Origin of the sequence: Brevundimonas nasdae, from assembly GCF_016654005.1 — a bacterium.
GTDB classification, from domain to species: Bacteria; Pseudomonadota; Alphaproteobacteria; order Caulobacterales; family Caulobacteraceae; genus Brevundimonas; species Brevundimonas nasdae.
On sequence record NZ_JAEPWN010000001.1, the window covers coordinates 618,101 to 633,096 of the forward strand.

Here is a 14,996-nt window from a genome sequence, read left to right on the forward strand (position 1 = left end):
ACTGACGTAACGGCATCTTGCGCTTGGCGCTGGCTGGCGCATCCTCCTGTTGAACGGTCGCAATCACGACGGCCGCGGGAGGAATCTATGTCGCGCTTTCTCACAGGCGGCGCCGTCGCCGCCCTTGCCCTGGCCGCCTGCGCATTCGCCGGTTCCGCCTCAGCCCAGACCTACAGCCGCCTGGTCGTGTTCGGCGACAGTCTGAGCGACAACGGCAATCTGTATCTGATTTCGAGCGGCACGCAGCCGCCGTCGCCGCCATATTATCAAGGCCGGTTCTCCAGCGGTCAGGTCTGGACGGAACGGCTGGGCTTCAACGCCGCCAACTTCAACGGCTCGGTGACCGGCAGCATCAACTATGCGTTCGGTGGGTCGCGCACCGACGCCTCGGCTGGCGTGCCGTTCGGCATGCTGAACCAGTTGGCGCGCTATACGGCGGCGGGCGGAAAGTTCGGCGCGACCGATCTGGTGACCGTGTTGGGCGGGGCCAATGACATCTTCCAGGCCCTGCCGGCGGCGGGCGCTTCGGCCAGCCCGGTGGCGGCCATGACGCCGGTGGCGACCGGGGCTGCGGCCAACGTCAACAGCCTGGTCAACAGCGTGGCGGGTGCGGGCGCGGGCACGATCCTGGTGTCTAACCTGCCCAAGCTGAGCATCACGCCGCAATTCCGGGGCACGCCCGCCGCGCCCCTGGCAGACTATTCGGCGACGACCTTCAACACCGCGCTGCAGACCGGCCTGAATGCGGTCGCCGCCGCGCGGCCGGGGTCGAACATCATCATGATGGACCTGTTCAAGATCGGGGACACCATCACCGCCAATCCAGGCCAGTTCGGCGTCAGCAATGTCACAGCGGCCTGTTTCAACGGCGTCAGCGTCTGCGCCGACCCGTCCAGCTACTTCTACTTCGACGGGGTTCACCCGACCGCCACCGGCCATATTCTGATCGCCAAGCTGGCGACGGACTATCTGTACTACGCCGACATCGGCTCCCAATCGACGCTGCAGGGCGAGACGACCTATCGTCACCGAGAAGAGGCGCTGGAGGCGGCCAGCGAAGCCCTGTCGGGACGTGAGGCGTGGAGCCAGGGCGTTTCGATCACCACCTCGGCCAACTACAACAACACCAAGACCGACGCGCGCGGTTCGGTGCGGTCTTCGACCTCTGACGGATGGGGCGGGCGGATCGCGCTGGAGGCGGGGCCGTCGGCTTCGTGGCGGTTCGGCATGGCGGGTTCGGCCCAGAAGGCGGACGTCGACAGCGATGCGTTCAAGTTCTCGGTCGAAAGTTTCGGGCTGGATCTGTACGGCGGCTGGCGCGCGGACAATGTCTTCGTCAACGCGGCGGTCGGCGTGGCGCGTGACAACATCAACGACATCAAGCGCACCACCAGCCTGGCCCCGATTGTCCACACGGGCGACACGCGCGCGGTCAGCACCGGCGCCCGTCTGCAGGGCGGCATGTGGTTCGACATGGGCGGATTCGCCCTGTCACCGCGCGCAGCCCTGGCCTATGTCGCCAGCGACGTGGACGGCTATTATGAGCAGGGCGTCGCCGCCCAGTATCAGTACGGCGACCGCACGGTGAAGGCTCTGACCGGCGAAGTGTCCCTGCGCGCCGAGGCGGAAATGGGCGGGTTCGGCCTGTTCGCCGAGGGCGGCTATCGTGATGCGCTGGACGACAGTTCCGATCCGGTGCGCGTCGGCATCTTCAACAACCCGACGCAGGTGTTGTCGCGCGAGATCGACGATCCGTTCGGCGGCCAGTTCCTGGCGTCTGCGGGCGTCGAGGGCCTGGTTGGGCCGGTGAAGGTGACCGTCGGCTATCGCGGCCGGTTCGGCGACCACGCCGACAGCCACACGGGTGGCATTCAACTGCGGTTGCCGCTGTAAGCGTGAAGCGCGGGGAGGGGCCTCAGCGCCCCTTCTTGCGCACCCACATGGCGGCGTCCGCCTCGGTCAGCCAGACTTCCGGGTCGGTATGGCCGTCCAGCGCCCGAACGCCGAAAGAGCCGCCCAGTTCGGTCTTCTGGCCGTCCCAGACGAAGCCCTCTTCCTTCAGCGCCGCGTCCAGTTGGCGGGCCTTGGCGCGACCTTCCTCAAGCCCGGCGTGCAGCATCAGAAGTCCGAACTCGTCGCCGCCCAGGCGGCCGACGGAATCCGATTCGCGCAGGTTCCGCAGGAACAGCTTGGCCACCGCGATCAGGGCGGCGTCGCCCGCCGCATGGCCCAGGGTGTCGTTGACGCTCTTGAACCCGTCCATGTCCAGATAGAGCAGCACAGCGGGAACGTCGTGGCGCTGGCAATAGGCGATGGTGCGCGACATGGCGCCGATGAAGCCGCGCCGATTCAGCGCCGGGGTCAGGACGTCGTGGTCTGCCAGGGCCTCGGCCATTGCGGCGCGCTGCTTCCACGTCTCCAGTTCGGCGCGCAACCGGGCCAACTCGGCGTTCAGGTCGTGATCGGCCACGTCGGTCAAGGCGGCGGAAGGCTCCGGGACGCGCGGCAGAATCGGCCGCGCAATCAGGCGATGTTAGAGCCTGATCTCACGACATTGAAGGTGGCGCAGCGCCGAAACCGGCGTGAGAACGGGCGGAAATGGCGCCTTGGCGCACCCTGTTCGGTTGCGGGCGTCGTCTGCGTGCTGTAACGGGCGGCCTTTCCGCGAGGGGCCTTACAGACATGGCGACTTCCGCAACGCCGGTGGCGATCATCATGGGCAGTCGATCCGACTGGCCGACGATGAAGCTGGCCGCCGACAAACTGGATCAACTGGGCGTGGCCTGGGAGGCCAAGGTCGTCAGCGCGCACCGCACGCCGGAGCGGCTGGTTCAGTTCGCCACGGGCGCCAAGGCCGCCGGATACAAGGTCATCATCGCAGGCGCGGGCGGCGCCGCTCACCTGCCGGGCATGGCCGCATCCATGACCGAACTGCCCGTGCTGGGCGTGCCGGTGAAGTCCAAGGCCCTGAAGGGCATGGATAGCCTGTTGTCCATCGTGCAGATGCCCGCGGGCGTGCCGGTTGCGACCCTGGCCATCGGCGAGGCGGGCGCCGCCAACGCCGGCATTCTGGCCGCGCAGATCCTGGCTCTTTCGGACGAGGCCCTGGCCGAACGCCTGGCGGCCTTCCGCATCGCCCAGACCGAATCCGTCGCAGAATCCGTCGAGGACTGACGTGCCCAGCCTTCCGCTTCCCCCCGGTTCGACCCTCGGCATCATTGGCGGAGGCCAACTGGGCCGGATGCTGAGCCAGGCCGCGTCGCGTCTGGGCTTTGACGTCGTCATCCTGGATCCTGAGGCCAACAGCCCGGCGGGCCGGGTGTCGGCGCGTCAGATCGTCGCCGCCTATGATGATCCCGAGGCGCTGACGGCGCTGGGCCGGGCCGCCGACGTGGTGACGTTCGAGTTTGAAAACGTGCCCGCCGCATCCATCGAACGTCTGGCCGAGGCCGGGGCTCTGGTCGCACCGGGACCGACGGCTCTGCGCGTGTCGCAGGACCGGGTGGATGAAAAAACCTTCCTGAACGCCGTGGGCGCGCCGACGGTGCAGTTCGCGGTGGTGGACACGCTGTCAGACCTGATCGACGGACTGACGGTGCTGGGTGTTCCTGCCCTGCTGAAGACTCGCCGCGAGGGCTATGACGGCAAGGGCCAGGTCTGGATTCGCGACATCGCCGATGCGGCGGATGCGCTGGAAAGCCTGGGCGGCCGTCCGGCGATCCTGGAGGCCAAGGCCAGCTTCGTGCGCGAACTGTCGGTCATCGCCGCGCGCGACTGGGACGGCCATATGGCGGTCTATCCGCTGGGCGAGAACAGCCACGAGGGCGGGGTCCTGCGCACCACCCTGGCGCCTGCGACGGTGGACGAGAAAACTCAGGTCCGCGCTCGCGCCATCGCCGAGGCGATTCTGGACGGGCTGGATTATGTCGGGGTGCTGGGCGTCGAACTGTTCGACATTCCCGTTCCTGGGGGCGACGACGTACTGCTGGTCAACGAGATCGCGCCGCGCGTCCACAACACCGGCCACTGGACCCAGGATGGCTGCGTCTGCGACCAGTTCGAACAGCATATCCGCGCCGTGACGGGCTGGCCTCTCGGCCCCACGACCCCCCACGCCCGCGTCGAGATGACCAATCTGCTGGGCGACGAGGTCGACCAGTGGCGCGATCTGGCCGGCAAGGCTGACGAACGCCTGCACCTGTACGGCAAGGCCGAAGCGCGCGCAGGCCGCAAGATGGCGCATGTGAATCGGGTGTTGGGAGCAGCTTAACGCTTCTCCCCGTCGACCTCTTCGACTCCGTCTTCCTCGGGCTTGACCCGAGGATCGGACGTTGTGCTTGCTGTGCGTGTATTCCAGCGCAATGCGGCGGATCATCTGATCCTCGGGTCAAGCCCGAGGATGACGGAGGATAGGGCAGTTAAGCCCGCGCCCCGTAACGCATCCGACTCAGCACGTCCGACACCTTCCTGAAGGGGGCGTCGAAATCCTTGCCGGCTTTCCATTTTTCGAAGGCCATGACGTTTTCGATGCGGCGGGCTACGAATTCTTCGGCGCGTTCGCGACCGTCAAACCAGCGCATGGTCAGGGCGGGAATCAGGATGCCCGACAGGATGGTGCGCTTGGAATAGTGGTTCCAGTCGGTGGCCTCGTCCCCGGCCCAGCGCCACAGATGGTCGGCGCTTTCCCAGGCCAGTTTCAGCCCCAGGTCGGCGTTGACGGGCAGGGCCAGGAAGGCGGCGCAGCGGCGCGTGGCCTCAAGGTCGGCGGCGCCCGCCTCCATGCGTTCAGAGACGGCGCGGGCGATTCGTTCGCGAATCTTCAATGACTTGGCGTCGATCTGGCTCAGGGCGTCCAGAGCGTGGGCGTCATGACGGCGCGACAACAGGGCGGCCAGATCGCGCGCGCCGTTGGGCAGCAGCAACTCTTGGTCGCCAACGGACAGGCCGCTGGCCTCGCACGCCTCGCGCACCAGGCGCGCGTTCCAGCCCAGGGCGGGCGCACGGACAATGGCGGCGTCCAGCACGGTCTGTTCGGTGCGGTCGGCCCAATCAGGGTTCTGTGTCATGGGGGGAACATACGCCTGTCGCGCGGGGGTTTCGAGCCTTCAAGAATGGTCGCGTTGAACTGGACAGGGCAGGGTGGGTCGTGTATCAGCGCGCCTTCATCCGAGAGGCTCGCTTCCGGAAGACGATTTTATTTTGTTCGCCCGTCTCCCTCACAGGACGCGGCGGGCGGCCAAAGGAGAGTTTAACCTGGTTCAGATTTTCGTCCGCGACAACAACGTCGATCAGGCGCTGAAAGCCCTGAAGAAGAAGATGCAGCGCGAAGGCAGCTTCCGTGAAATGAAGCGCCACGTGCATTACGAAAAGCCGTCGGAAAAACGCGCTCGCCAAAAGGCTGAAGCCGTCCGTCGCGCCCGTAAGCTGGCTCGCAAGCGCGCTCAACGCGAGGGCCTGCTGCCCGCGCCGAAGCCCCGCGTGCCCGGCGGTCGTTAAGACCCGCCCCGCAAGGGACCTGGCGAAAGCCAAAAGATTTAAGGCCGCTTCCGAAAGGAGGCGGCCTTTTTCTATTCCTTCCTACGCAGCATGGTGGAGGGGTTGTTGAAGGTTCCGCCGATCAAGGGGCAATCGACACGCAGTCCACAAGCTCTTTGATCGTCATTCCGGGGCTGAGCGAAGCGAAGAACCCGGAAGCCAGGGCTAAGGCCGCGCCGTTGATGGAGTCGAAGCTGGATGCAACTCCTGGGTTCCGGGTTCGTCCTGCGGGCGCTCCGGAATGACGGTTTTGCGCTGAGTGTCGATTGGACCTAGGCAGTGAGAAAATAACCCCTCCGTCGCGGTCGCAGGCGCCGCGCCACCTCCCCATCGCTGCGCGACAGGGAGGAGAGTTTGGAGTTCACCCCCGCCCGGTGATCGCCCGTCCGAACGATTTCCAGCTCAGTTTCACATCCGACAATGCGCCTGCGCGGAAGGCCCGTCCGGCGATCCAGACCATCAGGGCGGCGGTGGCGAACATGCCGATCAGGGTCAGGATGATCTCGATCAGGGGCGGATCGCTGGGGGCGCGGGCGCTCATCAGGAAGGGGGTGAAGAAGGGTATCCACGACAGGATCTTCACCACCGGGGCGTCCGGGCTGGTCAGGGCCATCTGCATGACCATGATCGGCACGATCAGCACCATCATGATCGGCCCCATCAGCGTCTGGGCGTCGCGGGGCGTCTCGCAGAAGGCGCCGATGGCGGCGAACAGCACGGCGTACATCAGGTATCCGCCGACCATATAGGCGATGAAATAGAAGACCAGACCCTGGTGCAGCAGCACCTGGCCCACCTGTACGGCGGTCTGGGGCGCGGCGGACAGCAGGACGAAGGCGCCCAGCCCGCCCCAGGCCGCCAACACGGTCAAGGTCAGGAAGGCCACGCCCAGCACCTTGCCCGTCAGGATTTCGGTGGCCGAAGCCGAGGACAGCAGCACCTCAAGGATGCGGTTCGACTTTTCCTCCATCACGCTGTTCAGCAGGATGGAGGCGCCGGTCAGAACAAGCGACCACAGCAGGAACCCTGCGCCCAGGCCGATGAAGGAGGGCAGGCGGTCGCGCATCGACACCTCGCCCCCGCTGGCGGCGTTGGGCGAGAAGGCCTTCACCTCGGGCCGGAAGGATTCGATCTGATCGACCAGGGCGGGCGCGACCCCGGCGGAGACCAGCATCTCCTCGCGATAGCCGGTGCGCAGGGCGCTGCGGACGAAGTCGCCGACGTCGGAATCATTGGCGCGTCCGGTCCAGACCTGGGCGGCGGGACGGCCATCCTGGCGGGTCAGGAAGACGACGGCGTCCAGGCGTTGGTCGTCGGGCGTGCTTTTGTCCAGCGCATGACGAATCGCTTCGTCACGCGATGGTCCCGTCGATGCGTCAGCGATGGCGCCGGGGGCGGGAACCAGACGAATCTTTGGTCCGCCCAGAGAGGCGACGGCGCGCCCGGCGCCCGCCTGACCCTTGGCGGCGGCGTCCTGCGCGCGCTGGTTGATGCGGTCCTGCTCGGCCTTGAGCGCGGACTGGACGACGGCGGCGAGGCCCGAGGCCTGTGGCCCTTCCTCGACGATGGCGACAGCCTTGATCGGCTCGGCGGAGCGGATCAGCAGGGGAATGCCCCCGCCCAGCACCGCGAACAGGGGAAAGGCCAGCAGCGAAAGCCAGAAGCCGACGGTCTTGGCATAGGCGACATATTCGCGTCGGGCGATCAGCAGGGTGCGCTTCATTGGGCGATCTCCCGAACAGCGGGCTGGTCCGGGTGGTCGCCGGTCAGGCCGATGAAGGCGTCATGCAGGGTCGGCTCCTTCAGGGCGAAGCGGCGCACGTCCAATCCGCCCAGGAAAGCGGCCTTCAGCGTCTCCTGGCCTGCCGCGCCGGGCAGAAGGGCGACCTTCAGTCGGCCGTCAGCCAGGGCTTCGACGTTGGCCACGCCGGGCAGGGCGGCTGCGGCGTCTGGGGTGATGTCACCTTCCAAATCCAAAAAGCGGGGCGAGGTGGAGCGGGCCTCGTCCACCGATCCCTCGAACGCCTTTCGCCCGCGCGCCAGCAGCACGACCTTGTCGCACAGGCGTTCGGCGTGCTGCATCACATGGGTGGAGAACAGGACCGTGGCGCCGTCGGCGGCCAGACCCCGGATCATCTCTTCCAGACCCTGCTGGTTCATGGGGTCCAGGCCCGAGAAGGGCTCGTCCAGAATGACGAACTCTGGCCGGTGCACGACCGAGGCGATCAACTGCACCTTCTGGGCCATGCCCTTGGACAGTTCCTTCATCTTCTTCTTTTGCGACGCGCCCAGGCCCTGCTGCTCCAGCATCACCTTTGCGCGCTTCTTGCCCTCAGCAATGGGCAGGCCCTTCAGGGCGCCGAAAAAGGCGATGGCCTCCACCGGGGTCATCTTCTTGTAGAGGCCGCGCTCTTCGGGAAGGAAGCCGATGCGGTCGCGCACCAAACGCCCGTCCGACGCGCCCAGAATGTCGATCCGCCCGCTGGTCGCGGGCTGCAGGCCCAGGATCATGCGCAGGGTCGAGGTCTTGCCCGCGCCATTGGGGCCCAGGAAGCCGCAGATCGAGCCCTTGGGAACCGCGAAACTGAGGTCGCGAACAGCTTCGAAATCGCCGTATCGCTTGGTCACGCCCTCAAGCGTCAGTGCCGCTGTCATGCCGCCTCCCGTTTCTTGAGCTTGAGCCTAGCAAGGGTTCGGGAGGCGACGCCAGCGGGAAGGGAATCAGGCCTCTGGATTAAGGCGTTGGGCGTCCTCGATGGTGAAGGCGATGGCCTGACCATGCGACAGCTCCAGCGTATTGCCGTCGGGGTCTGCGATATAGGTCCAATAGCCGACGGGCGGGCCGCCGTCGGTCGGGGCCTTGCGCAGTATGCCCTCACGCGCGGCCTGTTGCGCCAGACGGTCCACGTCTTCGCGCTGGGCGCAGGCGACGCCCAGATGACCGAACGGACCCAGCGGCGTGTCGTCCAGCGCCTCGGACTCCACCAGCTCCAGGGCGAAGGGGCGCGAGAAGTCGGTCAGCCAGGCGACGGCGCGGATTGCGCCGCCAGCCTCGCGGCGATGGATCACAGTCATGCCCGCATAATGTTCGTAGAAGCGGATGCTGGCCTCCAGGTCTTTGACCACGAAGGCGATGTGCGAAAGGCCGGCGTCGTTCATCGGTCATCTCCTTGCTGCGTTGCAGACGTGGAGGTGGGCCATAATCGCGAATGTTGGAAATCGTCATTTCTAACGACTAATATTCACCAGATGAATGATCTCGCTGCGCTGGACCTGAACCTTCTGGTCGTGTTGGAGGCCCTGTTCGCCGAGCGGCATGTGTCGCGCGCGGCGCTGCGGCTGAACAAAAGCCAGCCCGCCGTCAGCCAAGCGCTGGGGCGGCTGCGGCAGACATTCGACGATCCCTTGCTGATCCGTGGCGCGGACGGGTGGGAGCTGACGGCGCGGGCGCGCGAGATGGAGCCGATGCTGGCCGAAACCCTGGCCGCCGTGCGGGGGCTGGTGCGACCGGCGCCGTTTGATCCGGCGCAGACCCGCCGGACCTATCGCCTGATCATGTCAGACTATGCGTCGGCCATGCTGGCGCCGCGCCTGCTGCCGGTGCTGAGGAAACAGGCGCCGGGCGTGCAGCTGTCGATTACGACCCGCAGCCGGGACGCAGCCATGGCGGCGTTAGTGGACGGCGACATCGATCTGGCGCTGGGGGTGTTCCCCGATCGCCCGGCCGAGGTGCGCGAGGGCCTGTTGCTGGAAGAGCGGTTTGTCTGCGTCATGGATCGCTCGACCCTGGAGCCAGGGTTTGATCTGGCGGCCTATCTGGCGCGGCCGCACGTATCGGTCGCTGTGCAGGACGGGCGCGTGGATGAGGTGGATGGGGCGCTGGCGCGTCTGGGCCAGTCGCGGGACGTCGTGGCGACCTTGCCGCACTGGAGCGTGGCGCAGGACCTGATTGCGGGGACGGATCTGGTGCTGACCATCGCCAGTCGAAGCCTGCGCGAACCGCTGGACCCGCGCCTGGCGGTCATGTCGCCGCCGTTCGCCCTGGCGCCGTTCCGCTTCGTCCAGACCTGGCACGCGCGACGCTACGGTGATGTCGGGCTGCGCTGGCTGAGAGAGCGGCTCAGCGACTGCGTGGTCGAGACCTAGGTGTTGGCCTTCACCGCAACTTCGAAATTGCGGCCGACAACGCGGGTGGGGTTCACTTGGTCGCCGTCGCGGCGCACTTCGAAATGCAGATGGGGGCCGGTGGAATAGCCGGTGGAGCCCACCAGGCCGATGCGTTGCTCGAGTGTCACCCTGTCGCCCGTCGCCACGTCGATGCGGCTGAGGTGGCCGTAGATGGTGGTCATGCCGTTGGGGTGGGCCACTTCGATGAAGTTGCCGTATCCGCCCGCGTCATAGCCGGTGCGGATCACCTCGCCTTCAGCCGCGGTGAAGACCGAGGTTCCTTTGGGGGCGGCGATATCGACGCCCTTGTGGGCGCGGGCGCGGGCCTCGATGGCCAGCTTACGAATGCCGAAGTCGGAGTTGATGGCGTATCCGCGCACCGGCATCTGGAAGGCGATCTGGCGCATGACAGGACCGGCGGCTTCGACCTGGGCCTGAACGGGTGGTGCGACGGGGGCGGAGGTGGCGTCGATCAGGGTCGGGGAAGCCGTCACGGCGGGGGCGGCAGCGGCGGCCAGCACGGCGACCGTGACCAGAGCGGCGGTCTGACCCGAATGGATCAATACGGATTTCGCCCGCGACAGGGGGGCGATCGGAAGCAGGCGTCGCATTCGGCGGCGTCTCCGGCATCTGGCGCTCTTTGAGCGTTGTGTGGGGACGCGACGCGAGAGAACGCTGCGGACACCCGGCGGGGAGGCCGGGCTTATGCCTGCTGCATGGGGCGACTTTTGGACCCTGAAGGGGCGGCGCAGGGTCGCAAATGTCGCAGGTTAGGCGATGATGTCCGGCAGGATGCGGTCTTCGATCTTAACGATCTCGTCCTTCAGTGCCAGTTTCTTGCGCTTCAGACGGGCGATCATAAGCTGGTCGGGAATGGCCGCCTGGCCCAGGGCGTCGATTGAGGCGTCCAGGTCCGCGTGCTCCTGGCGCAGCAGTTTGACGCGGGCGTGCAGCGCCGCCTCTTCTTCGCTGATGTCTGGAATGTCGTCGTTCATCGCAGGGTCCCCACGGCCTTATACGCCAGCGAATTTCAGGCCGGAAGGGCGTCGGCCAGGCGGATCAGCGCCGGACGCGGCGTGACGCGTGACCAGACCCGCGTGGTGGCCGCCAGTCCGTCGATGGCGGGGCGCGACGCGCCGGCGGGCGGCGGGGCCAGGGCCTCCAGCGCCTCAAGCAGATGTTTTTCGGCCTCCAACTCCAGCGCCTTGATGCGGTTGCGCACGCTTTCGCGCGGACCGTCGTCGATGTCCGGCACAGGCGCCTTCAGGGTGCGGCGCACGGCGCGCAGGGGGGCGACCACCACCCCGTCCCAGGCGCGGGCGGTGTCGCAGGCGGCCTCGATCGTATCCTCGTCAGGACGGCGTCCGGTCTGGGCGACCCACGCCGACCACAACAGCAGGGGGACATTCTGTTCGTGGTGATCCTGCAGCGACAGGCAGGCGTCGGCCACGTCCGGCGCGGCATAGGCGGCGACCGCCCAATCCCAAAGCGACATTATTTCATTCCATCCCAGCGCTTCACCGCCGACCAGTCCAGACCGAACAGGTCCAGCGCCCGGCCGACCGACTGATCGACCATCTCCATGATGGAGGCGGGCTTGGCGTAGAGGGCCGGCAGGGGTGGGGCGATGACGGCGCCCATTTCGGTCAGGGCCGTCATGGTGCGGAGGTGGCCAAGATGCAGCGGGGTCTCGCGCACCATCAGAACCAGCGGGCGGCGTTCTTTCAGCGTCACGTCTGCTGCGCGGGTCAGCAGGGAAGAGGTCACGCCGGTGGCGATCTCGCTCATCGTCTTCACGGAGCAGGGCGCGACGATCATGCCCAGGGTGCGGAAGGAGCCGGAGGCGATGGTCGCCCCGACGTCGCCCAGTTTGTAAACCACGACCGCCTTGCCGGTCAGATCGTCGGGGGACATCTCCGTCTCCTGCGACAAAGTGAGCAGGGCGGCTTTTGTCACGACCAGATGGCTCTCGATGCCTAGGTCTTTCAGCGCGTCCAGCACGCGGGCGCCGTAGATGACGCCGGAAGCCCCTGAAATCCCGACCACTATTCGCGCGGGTGGGTTTCTTATGGCTCCGTTCACAACATCGACCATTTTGGGGGTCAGCCTCCGTGGGGTCCGGCGAGGCGGGCCGTCACTGGAATGTGATTCCACAGCCTGCCGATCCGGGCGCTCACTCTAGTGGTCCCTAACCAACGGAGGCGCAAGCCATGACCATCGAGGCTCGTATTCGCGAACTGGGTAATCGTCATCGCGTTCTGGATCAGACGATCCAAAAGGAGTTGACCCGCCCGTCCGTGGACCCGCTGCAGGTCAGGGAGCTGAAGCAGAAGAAGCTTAGGCTGAAGGAAGAAATCACCAGTCTGGAGGCGCGAGCGACCTAGCGCCGCTCACGACCTCCCGAAAATGACGACGGCCCCGGAGAGCGATCTCCGGGGCCGTTTTGCATCTGTGCGACGCGAAGCGAGATCAGTCGCGCTTGCCGAAGACCGACTCGGCGGTGGGTTCGGCGCTGGGGCGTTCGCGGGCCTCGGGAACGAACTCGGGCTCCGCCTCTTCAACGACGGCCTGGATGGTGCCGCCGCCGTTCTTGAGGTCGTCCTTGGCCTTCTTGTCAGCAGCCTTCTTGACCACTTCGTCCAGAACCAGCTGGCCGACCAGACCCAGGGTCACCGGATCGACCGGCTTGATGTTGGTCGAGTTCCAGTGGGTGCGGTTGCGCACGCTTTCAATCGTGGACTTGGTGGTGCCCAGCAGCTTGGCGATCTGGGCGTCGGCGACTTCCGGGTGGTTGCGCACGAACCAGGCGATGGCGTCCGGGCGGTCCTGGCGGCGCGAAACAGGCGTGTATTTCGGCGCAGGCTTGGCGGATTTCAGCAGTTCGGCGTGACGGCTGACGATGGCCTTCATCCGATAGTTTTCGTTGGCCTGGGCCTTGTCCAGCTCTTCGCGGGTCAGTTGGCCGCCGGTGACGGGGTCAACGCCGCGAATGTCGCGCGCCACGTCGCCGTCCGCGATGCCGCGCACTTCCAGCGGGTGCAGGCCGCAGAAGTCCGCGATCTGCTCAAAGCTGAGGGAGGTGTTGTCGACCAGCCAGACCGCAGTGGCCTTGGGCATCAGAATGTCGCTCATGGGGCGTTCGTCCCGGTATGATTTTGCAGCCGAAGGGGCCTTCGGCAGGCGTTGGATACGACGGCGCCCGGCCTTTCGACCGGGCGCTTATGGTTTCGATATAGGCCTATTCGCGTGAAAAGAAAACGCTGACCGACAATGCTATACAGCGACGGTTCATGTTCGTCGGCCTAGTTCGGCCAACAAGAGGCGTCGCCTCGTTCTGGAGAGGAAGAACACAATGTCCATTCTGCTTGGCGCCGCCATGTTTGCGGCGATGGCTTCGGGTCAAGACTTTTCGGTGCAGCGCGTCGCGCCGCGCGGCAGCTACGCCCAGACCTGCGCGAACGCCTACACGAACCAGGGGCGCCTCTATGCCGACTGTCGCGACGAGCGGGGCCAGATTCGCGGCACCTCGATCGAACTGGCGCGGTGCAGCGGCGACGAAATCGTCAACAACAACGGCCTGCTGGTCTGCGGCCGCACCCGTGGCGACTATGAGGATCGTGGTCCGGGACGTCCCGGTCAGGGCGGCGCCAACGGCGGGGGCTGGGGCAATGGCGGCGGCTGGGGCAATGGCCGCACCCCGCAGGGCAGCTACACCGGCAGCTGCAACAATATCTCGGTGCGTGGCGATCAACTGACGGCGACCTGCCGTGACACGCGCCGCAACGAACGCACCAGCACCCTGAACATCAGTCGCTGCGGCCGTGCGGACATCAGCAATGACAACGGCCTGCTGGTCTGCGGACCGCAGCGCGGCCAATGGGTCGGCGGCGGCAACGGCGGCGGCTGGGGCGGAAACAATGGCGGCGGCTGGGGTCAGACCTCGATCACCGTTTACGACAACGCCAATTTCCGCGGCTCTTCGCGCCAGTTTGTCGATGAAGACCGTAACCTGGGCCGCACGCCGTTCAATGACCGCATCGTCTCGATCCGCGTCCAGGGCCGTTGGGAAGTCTGCACGGACGCCGACTTCCGGGGCCGCTGCCGCATCATCGACCGCGACGTCAGCCGTCTGGACGGCGACTTCTACCGCAGCATCTCTTCGGTGCGCCCGGTCAGCCGTCGCTAGGCTGTAAGAAGGATGATCCGGGGACGGCCTGCCGCCCCGGATCAGACGGCCTCAGGTCGTCAGCATGATCTTGCCGACATGATCCCCCGCTTCGAGCGCGCGGTGGGCGTCGGCGGCTTTTTCCAGCGGGAAGGTCGCGTGGATCGGCGGCCTGACCGCGCCGGATGCGATCCAGGGGAAGGCGGTCGTTTCGACAGCCGCCGCCAGACGGGCCTTTTCGTCAGCAGGGCGCGCGCGCAGGGTCGATCCCGTCAGGGTCAGGCGTTTGACCATGATCCGCATCAGGTCCACCTCGGCCAGCGATCCCGTCAGGGTGGCGATCACCACCCAGCGTCCGCCCGGCTTGAGGGCCTTCAGGTTCAGTTCGGCGTAGTCGCGTCCCACCATATCCAGAACCACGTCAGCGCCGCCGGCTTCGGCGATGGCGGCGGCCAGGTCATCGGTTTTGGCGTCCAGACTGATGTCGGCGCCCAAAGCCTTGGCGGCGGCGGCCTTTTCAGCCCCGCGCGAGGTGGCGATGACCTTTGCGCCCGCCGCCTTGGCCATTTGGATGGCCGTGACGCCGATGCCGCTGGTCGCGCCGTGGATCAGCAGGGTCTCGCCCGGTTTCAGGCCGCCCGCTTCGAACACATTGGTGAAGACGGTGAAGACGGTTTCCGGCAAGGCCGCCGCCTGGACGAAATCAAGCCCGTCGGGGATCGGCAGGACGTGGCGTGCATCCACAACCGCCTTGTCGGCATAGCCGCCGCCGCCCAGCAGGGCGAACACGCGGTCGCCGACCTGCCAGCGGCTGACGCCGTCGCCGACCGCTTCGATCTCGCCCGCCACTTCCAGCCCCAGCACCTCTGACGCGCCGGGCGGCGGGGGATAGGCGCCGATGCGTTGCAACAGGTCGGGCCGGTTCACCCCCGCGGCGTGGACGCGGATCAGAACCTGGCCTGGTCCCGGCGTGGGATCGGGGCGTTCGGCCAGGGTCAGGGCTTCCGCCGGGCCTGAGCCGCCTTCGATGGTGATGATGCGCATGAGGGCTCCGCTTGCAATCGTCCGTGTCCGGGCGCTCTCATATGGGTTTGAGGCCGTGTCAGGCCAGTGCAACAGAGGCAGAAAG

18 protein-coding genes are annotated in these 14,996 nt (G+C 66.5%); 7 read left to right on the top strand and 11 right to left on the bottom strand.

The features are described from left to right. The first annotated feature begins 87 nt into the window (after nt 1–87). Nucleotides 88–1,893 carry an autotransporter domain-containing protein gene (locus tag JKF87_RS02975; RefSeq protein WP_201097065.1) on the top strand — a complete coding sequence of 602 codons (1,806 nt, stop codon included), beginning with the start codon at nt 88–90 and terminating at the stop codon, nt 1,891–1,893. 22 nt (nt 1,894–1,915) lie between these two features. Here the strand turns inward: JKF87_RS02975 and JKF87_RS02980 are convergent, their stop codons facing one another. Next, nucleotides 1,916–2,470: a GGDEF domain-containing protein gene (locus tag JKF87_RS02980; RefSeq protein ID WP_244999721.1), complete on the bottom strand. Its 555-nt coding sequence runs from the start codon at nt 2,468–2,470 to the stop codon at nt 1,916–1,918. Between the two features lie 212 nt (nt 2,471–2,682). Here JKF87_RS02980 and purE point away from each other — a divergent pair, with 212 nt between their 5' ends. Both purE and JKF87_RS02990 read left to right on the top strand, forming a co-directional pair. Next, on the top strand, nt 2,683–3,174 hold the full coding sequence (gene purE / locus JKF87_RS02985; protein ID WP_201097068.1) for a 5-(carboxyamino)imidazole ribonucleotide mutase: 492 nt from the start codon (nt 2,683–2,685) through the stop codon (nt 3,172–3,174). Between the two features lies 1 nt (nt 3,175). After that, nucleotides 3,176–4,270, top strand: coding sequence for a 5-(carboxyamino)imidazole ribonucleotide synthase (locus tag JKF87_RS02990; RefSeq protein ID WP_201097070.1), 1,095 nt, complete (start codon nt 3,176–3,178; stop codon nt 4,268–4,270). A 148-nt stretch (nt 4,271–4,418) separates the two neighbouring features. On the opposite strand, the gene JKF87_RS02995 is transcribed toward JKF87_RS02990, so the two are convergent. Further along, nucleotides 4,419–5,066, bottom strand: a complete 648-nt coding sequence (locus JKF87_RS02995; RefSeq protein ID WP_201097072.1) for a COQ9 family protein — start codon at nt 5,064–5,066, stop codon at nt 4,419–4,421. A 187-nt stretch (nt 5,067–5,253) separates the two neighbouring features. Between JKF87_RS02995 and rpsU the strand changes: the two genes are divergently transcribed. Continuing rightward, nucleotides 5,254–5,496, top strand: a complete 243-nt coding sequence (gene rpsU, locus JKF87_RS03000; RefSeq protein WP_087120183.1) for a 30S ribosomal protein S21 — start codon at nt 5,254–5,256, stop codon at nt 5,494–5,496. Nucleotides 5,497–5,896: 400 nt separating this feature from the next. On the opposite strand, the gene JKF87_RS03005 is transcribed toward rpsU, so the two are convergent. The 3 genes from JKF87_RS03005 to JKF87_RS03015 form a co-directional block, all read right to left on the bottom strand. Beyond that, entirely contained in the window at nt 5,897–7,258 is a 1,362-nt protein-coding gene (locus JKF87_RS03005; protein WP_201097074.1) for an ABC transporter permease, read from the bottom strand. Further along, nucleotides 7,255–8,190 (bottom strand): ABC transporter ATP-binding protein, encoded by a 936-nt coding sequence (locus JKF87_RS03010; RefSeq protein WP_201097076.1) that lies wholly within the window; start codon nt 8,188–8,190, stop codon nt 7,255–7,257. Before JKF87_RS03010 ends, JKF87_RS03005 begins: the two co-directional genes overlap by 4 nt. A 66-nt stretch (nt 8,191–8,256) precedes the next feature. Then, on the bottom strand, nt 8,257–8,694 hold the full coding sequence (locus tag JKF87_RS03015; RefSeq protein ID WP_201097079.1) for a VOC family protein: 438 nt from the start codon (nt 8,692–8,694) through the stop codon (nt 8,257–8,259). A 90-nt stretch (nt 8,695–8,784) separates the two neighbouring features. On the opposite strand from JKF87_RS03015, the gene JKF87_RS03020 reads away from it, so the two are divergent. After that, complete coding sequence (locus JKF87_RS03020; protein WP_201097081.1) at nt 8,785–9,681, top strand: LysR substrate-binding domain-containing protein; 897 nt, start codon at nt 8,785–8,787, stop codon at nt 9,679–9,681. Here JKF87_RS03020 and JKF87_RS18475 read toward each other — a convergent pair. From JKF87_RS18475 to JKF87_RS03040, 4 genes are all read right to left on the bottom strand, one after another. Next, a complete protein-coding gene (locus tag JKF87_RS18475) occupies nt 9,678–10,313 on the bottom strand; it encodes a M23 family metallopeptidase (protein WP_201097083.1) in 636 nt (211 codons plus the stop codon). The genes JKF87_RS03020 and JKF87_RS18475 overlap by 4 nt on opposite strands. Nucleotides 10,314–10,472: 159 nt before the next feature. Then, nucleotides 10,473–10,697 (bottom strand): YdcH family protein, encoded by a 225-nt coding sequence (locus JKF87_RS03030; RefSeq protein ID WP_201097085.1) that lies wholly within the window; start codon nt 10,695–10,697, stop codon nt 10,473–10,475. Between the two features lie 35 nt (nt 10,698–10,732). Further along, the gene (locus JKF87_RS03035) at nt 10,733–11,197 is read right to left on the bottom strand and encodes a TIGR02444 family protein (RefSeq protein WP_201097086.1); all 465 of its coding nucleotides are present in this window, start codon (nt 11,195–11,197) and stop codon (nt 10,733–10,735) included. Then, the gene (locus tag JKF87_RS03040; RefSeq protein WP_201097087.1) at nt 11,197–11,796 is read right to left on the bottom strand and encodes a UbiX family flavin prenyltransferase; all 600 of its coding nucleotides are present in this window, start codon (nt 11,794–11,796) and stop codon (nt 11,197–11,199) included. The genes JKF87_RS03035 and JKF87_RS03040 overlap by 1 nt, the downstream gene beginning before the upstream one ends. 116 nt (nt 11,797–11,912) lie before the next feature. On the opposite strand from JKF87_RS03040, the gene JKF87_RS03045 reads away from it, so the two are divergent. Continuing rightward, a complete protein-coding gene (locus JKF87_RS03045) occupies nt 11,913–12,086 on the top strand; it encodes a YdcH family protein (RefSeq protein ID WP_201097088.1) in 174 nt (57 codons plus the stop codon). Nucleotides 12,087–12,171: 85 nt separating this feature from the next. Here the strand turns inward: JKF87_RS03045 and JKF87_RS03050 are convergent, their stop codons facing one another. After that, nucleotides 12,172–12,834, bottom strand: coding sequence for a DUF1013 domain-containing protein (locus tag JKF87_RS03050; RefSeq protein WP_201097089.1), 663 nt, complete (start codon nt 12,832–12,834; stop codon nt 12,172–12,174). Between the two features lie 220 nt (nt 12,835–13,054). Between JKF87_RS03050 and JKF87_RS03055 the strand changes: the two genes are divergently transcribed. Further along, nucleotides 13,055–13,888, top strand: a complete 834-nt coding sequence (locus tag JKF87_RS03055; protein WP_236261043.1) for a beta/gamma crystallin-related protein — start codon at nt 13,055–13,057, stop codon at nt 13,886–13,888. A 51-nt stretch (nt 13,889–13,939) separates the two neighbouring features. Here the strand turns inward: JKF87_RS03055 and JKF87_RS03060 are convergent, their stop codons facing one another. After that, entirely contained in the window at nt 13,940–14,911 is a 972-nt protein-coding gene (locus JKF87_RS03060; RefSeq protein WP_201097090.1) for an NAD(P)H-quinone oxidoreductase, read from the bottom strand. Nucleotides 14,912–14,996: the final 85 nt, after the last annotated feature.

What these genes read in the sequence shown, in the direction of transcription:
- JKF87_RS02975 (WP_201097065.1), top strand. Translation starts at nt 88, where the DNA reads ATGTCGCGCTTTCTCACAGGCGGCGCCGTCGCCGCCCTTGCCCTGGCC.
- purE (WP_201097068.1), top strand. Translation starts at nt 2,683, where the DNA reads ATGGCGACTTCCGCAACGCCGGTGGCGATCATCATGGGCAGTCGATCC.
- JKF87_RS02995 (WP_201097072.1), bottom strand. Translation starts at nt 5,066, where the DNA reads ATGACACAGAACCCTGATTGGGCCGACCGCACCGAACAGACCGTGCTG.
- JKF87_RS03005 (WP_201097074.1), bottom strand. Translation starts at nt 7,258, where the DNA reads ATGAAGCGCACCCTGCTGATCGCCCGACGCGAATATGTCGCCTATGCC.
- JKF87_RS03010 (WP_201097076.1), bottom strand. Translation starts at nt 8,190, where the DNA reads ATGACAGCGGCACTGACGCTTGAGGGCGTGACCAAGCGATACGGCGAT.
- JKF87_RS03015 (WP_201097079.1), bottom strand. Translation starts at nt 8,694, where the DNA reads ATGAACGACGCCGGCCTTTCGCACATCGCCTTCGTGGTCAAAGACCTG.
- JKF87_RS03020 (WP_201097081.1), top strand. Translation starts at nt 8,785, where the DNA reads ATGAATGATCTCGCTGCGCTGGACCTGAACCTTCTGGTCGTGTTGGAG.
- JKF87_RS18475 (WP_201097083.1), bottom strand. Translation starts at nt 10,313, where the DNA reads ATGCGACGCCTGCTTCCGATCGCCCCCCTGTCGCGGGCGAAATCCGTA.
- JKF87_RS03030 (WP_201097085.1), bottom strand. Translation starts at nt 10,697, where the DNA reads ATGAACGACGACATTCCAGACATCAGCGAAGAAGAGGCGGCGCTGCAC.
- JKF87_RS03035 (WP_201097086.1), bottom strand. Translation starts at nt 11,197, where the DNA reads ATGTCGCTTTGGGATTGGGCGGTCGCCGCCTATGCCGCGCCGGACGTG.
- JKF87_RS03040 (WP_201097087.1), bottom strand. Translation starts at nt 11,796, where the DNA reads ATGGTCGATGTTGTGAACGGAGCCATAAGAAACCCACCCGCGCGAATA.
- JKF87_RS03045 (WP_201097088.1), top strand. Translation starts at nt 11,913, where the DNA reads ATGACCATCGAGGCTCGTATTCGCGAACTGGGTAATCGTCATCGCGTT.
- JKF87_RS03050 (WP_201097089.1), bottom strand. Translation starts at nt 12,834, where the DNA reads ATGAGCGACATTCTGATGCCCAAGGCCACTGCGGTCTGGCTGGTCGAC.
- JKF87_RS03055 (WP_236261043.1), top strand. Translation starts at nt 13,055, where the DNA reads ATGTCCATTCTGCTTGGCGCCGCCATGTTTGCGGCGATGGCTTCGGGT.
- JKF87_RS03060 (WP_201097090.1), bottom strand. Translation starts at nt 14,911, where the DNA reads ATGCGCATCATCACCATCGAAGGCGGCTCAGGCCCGGCGGAAGCCCTG.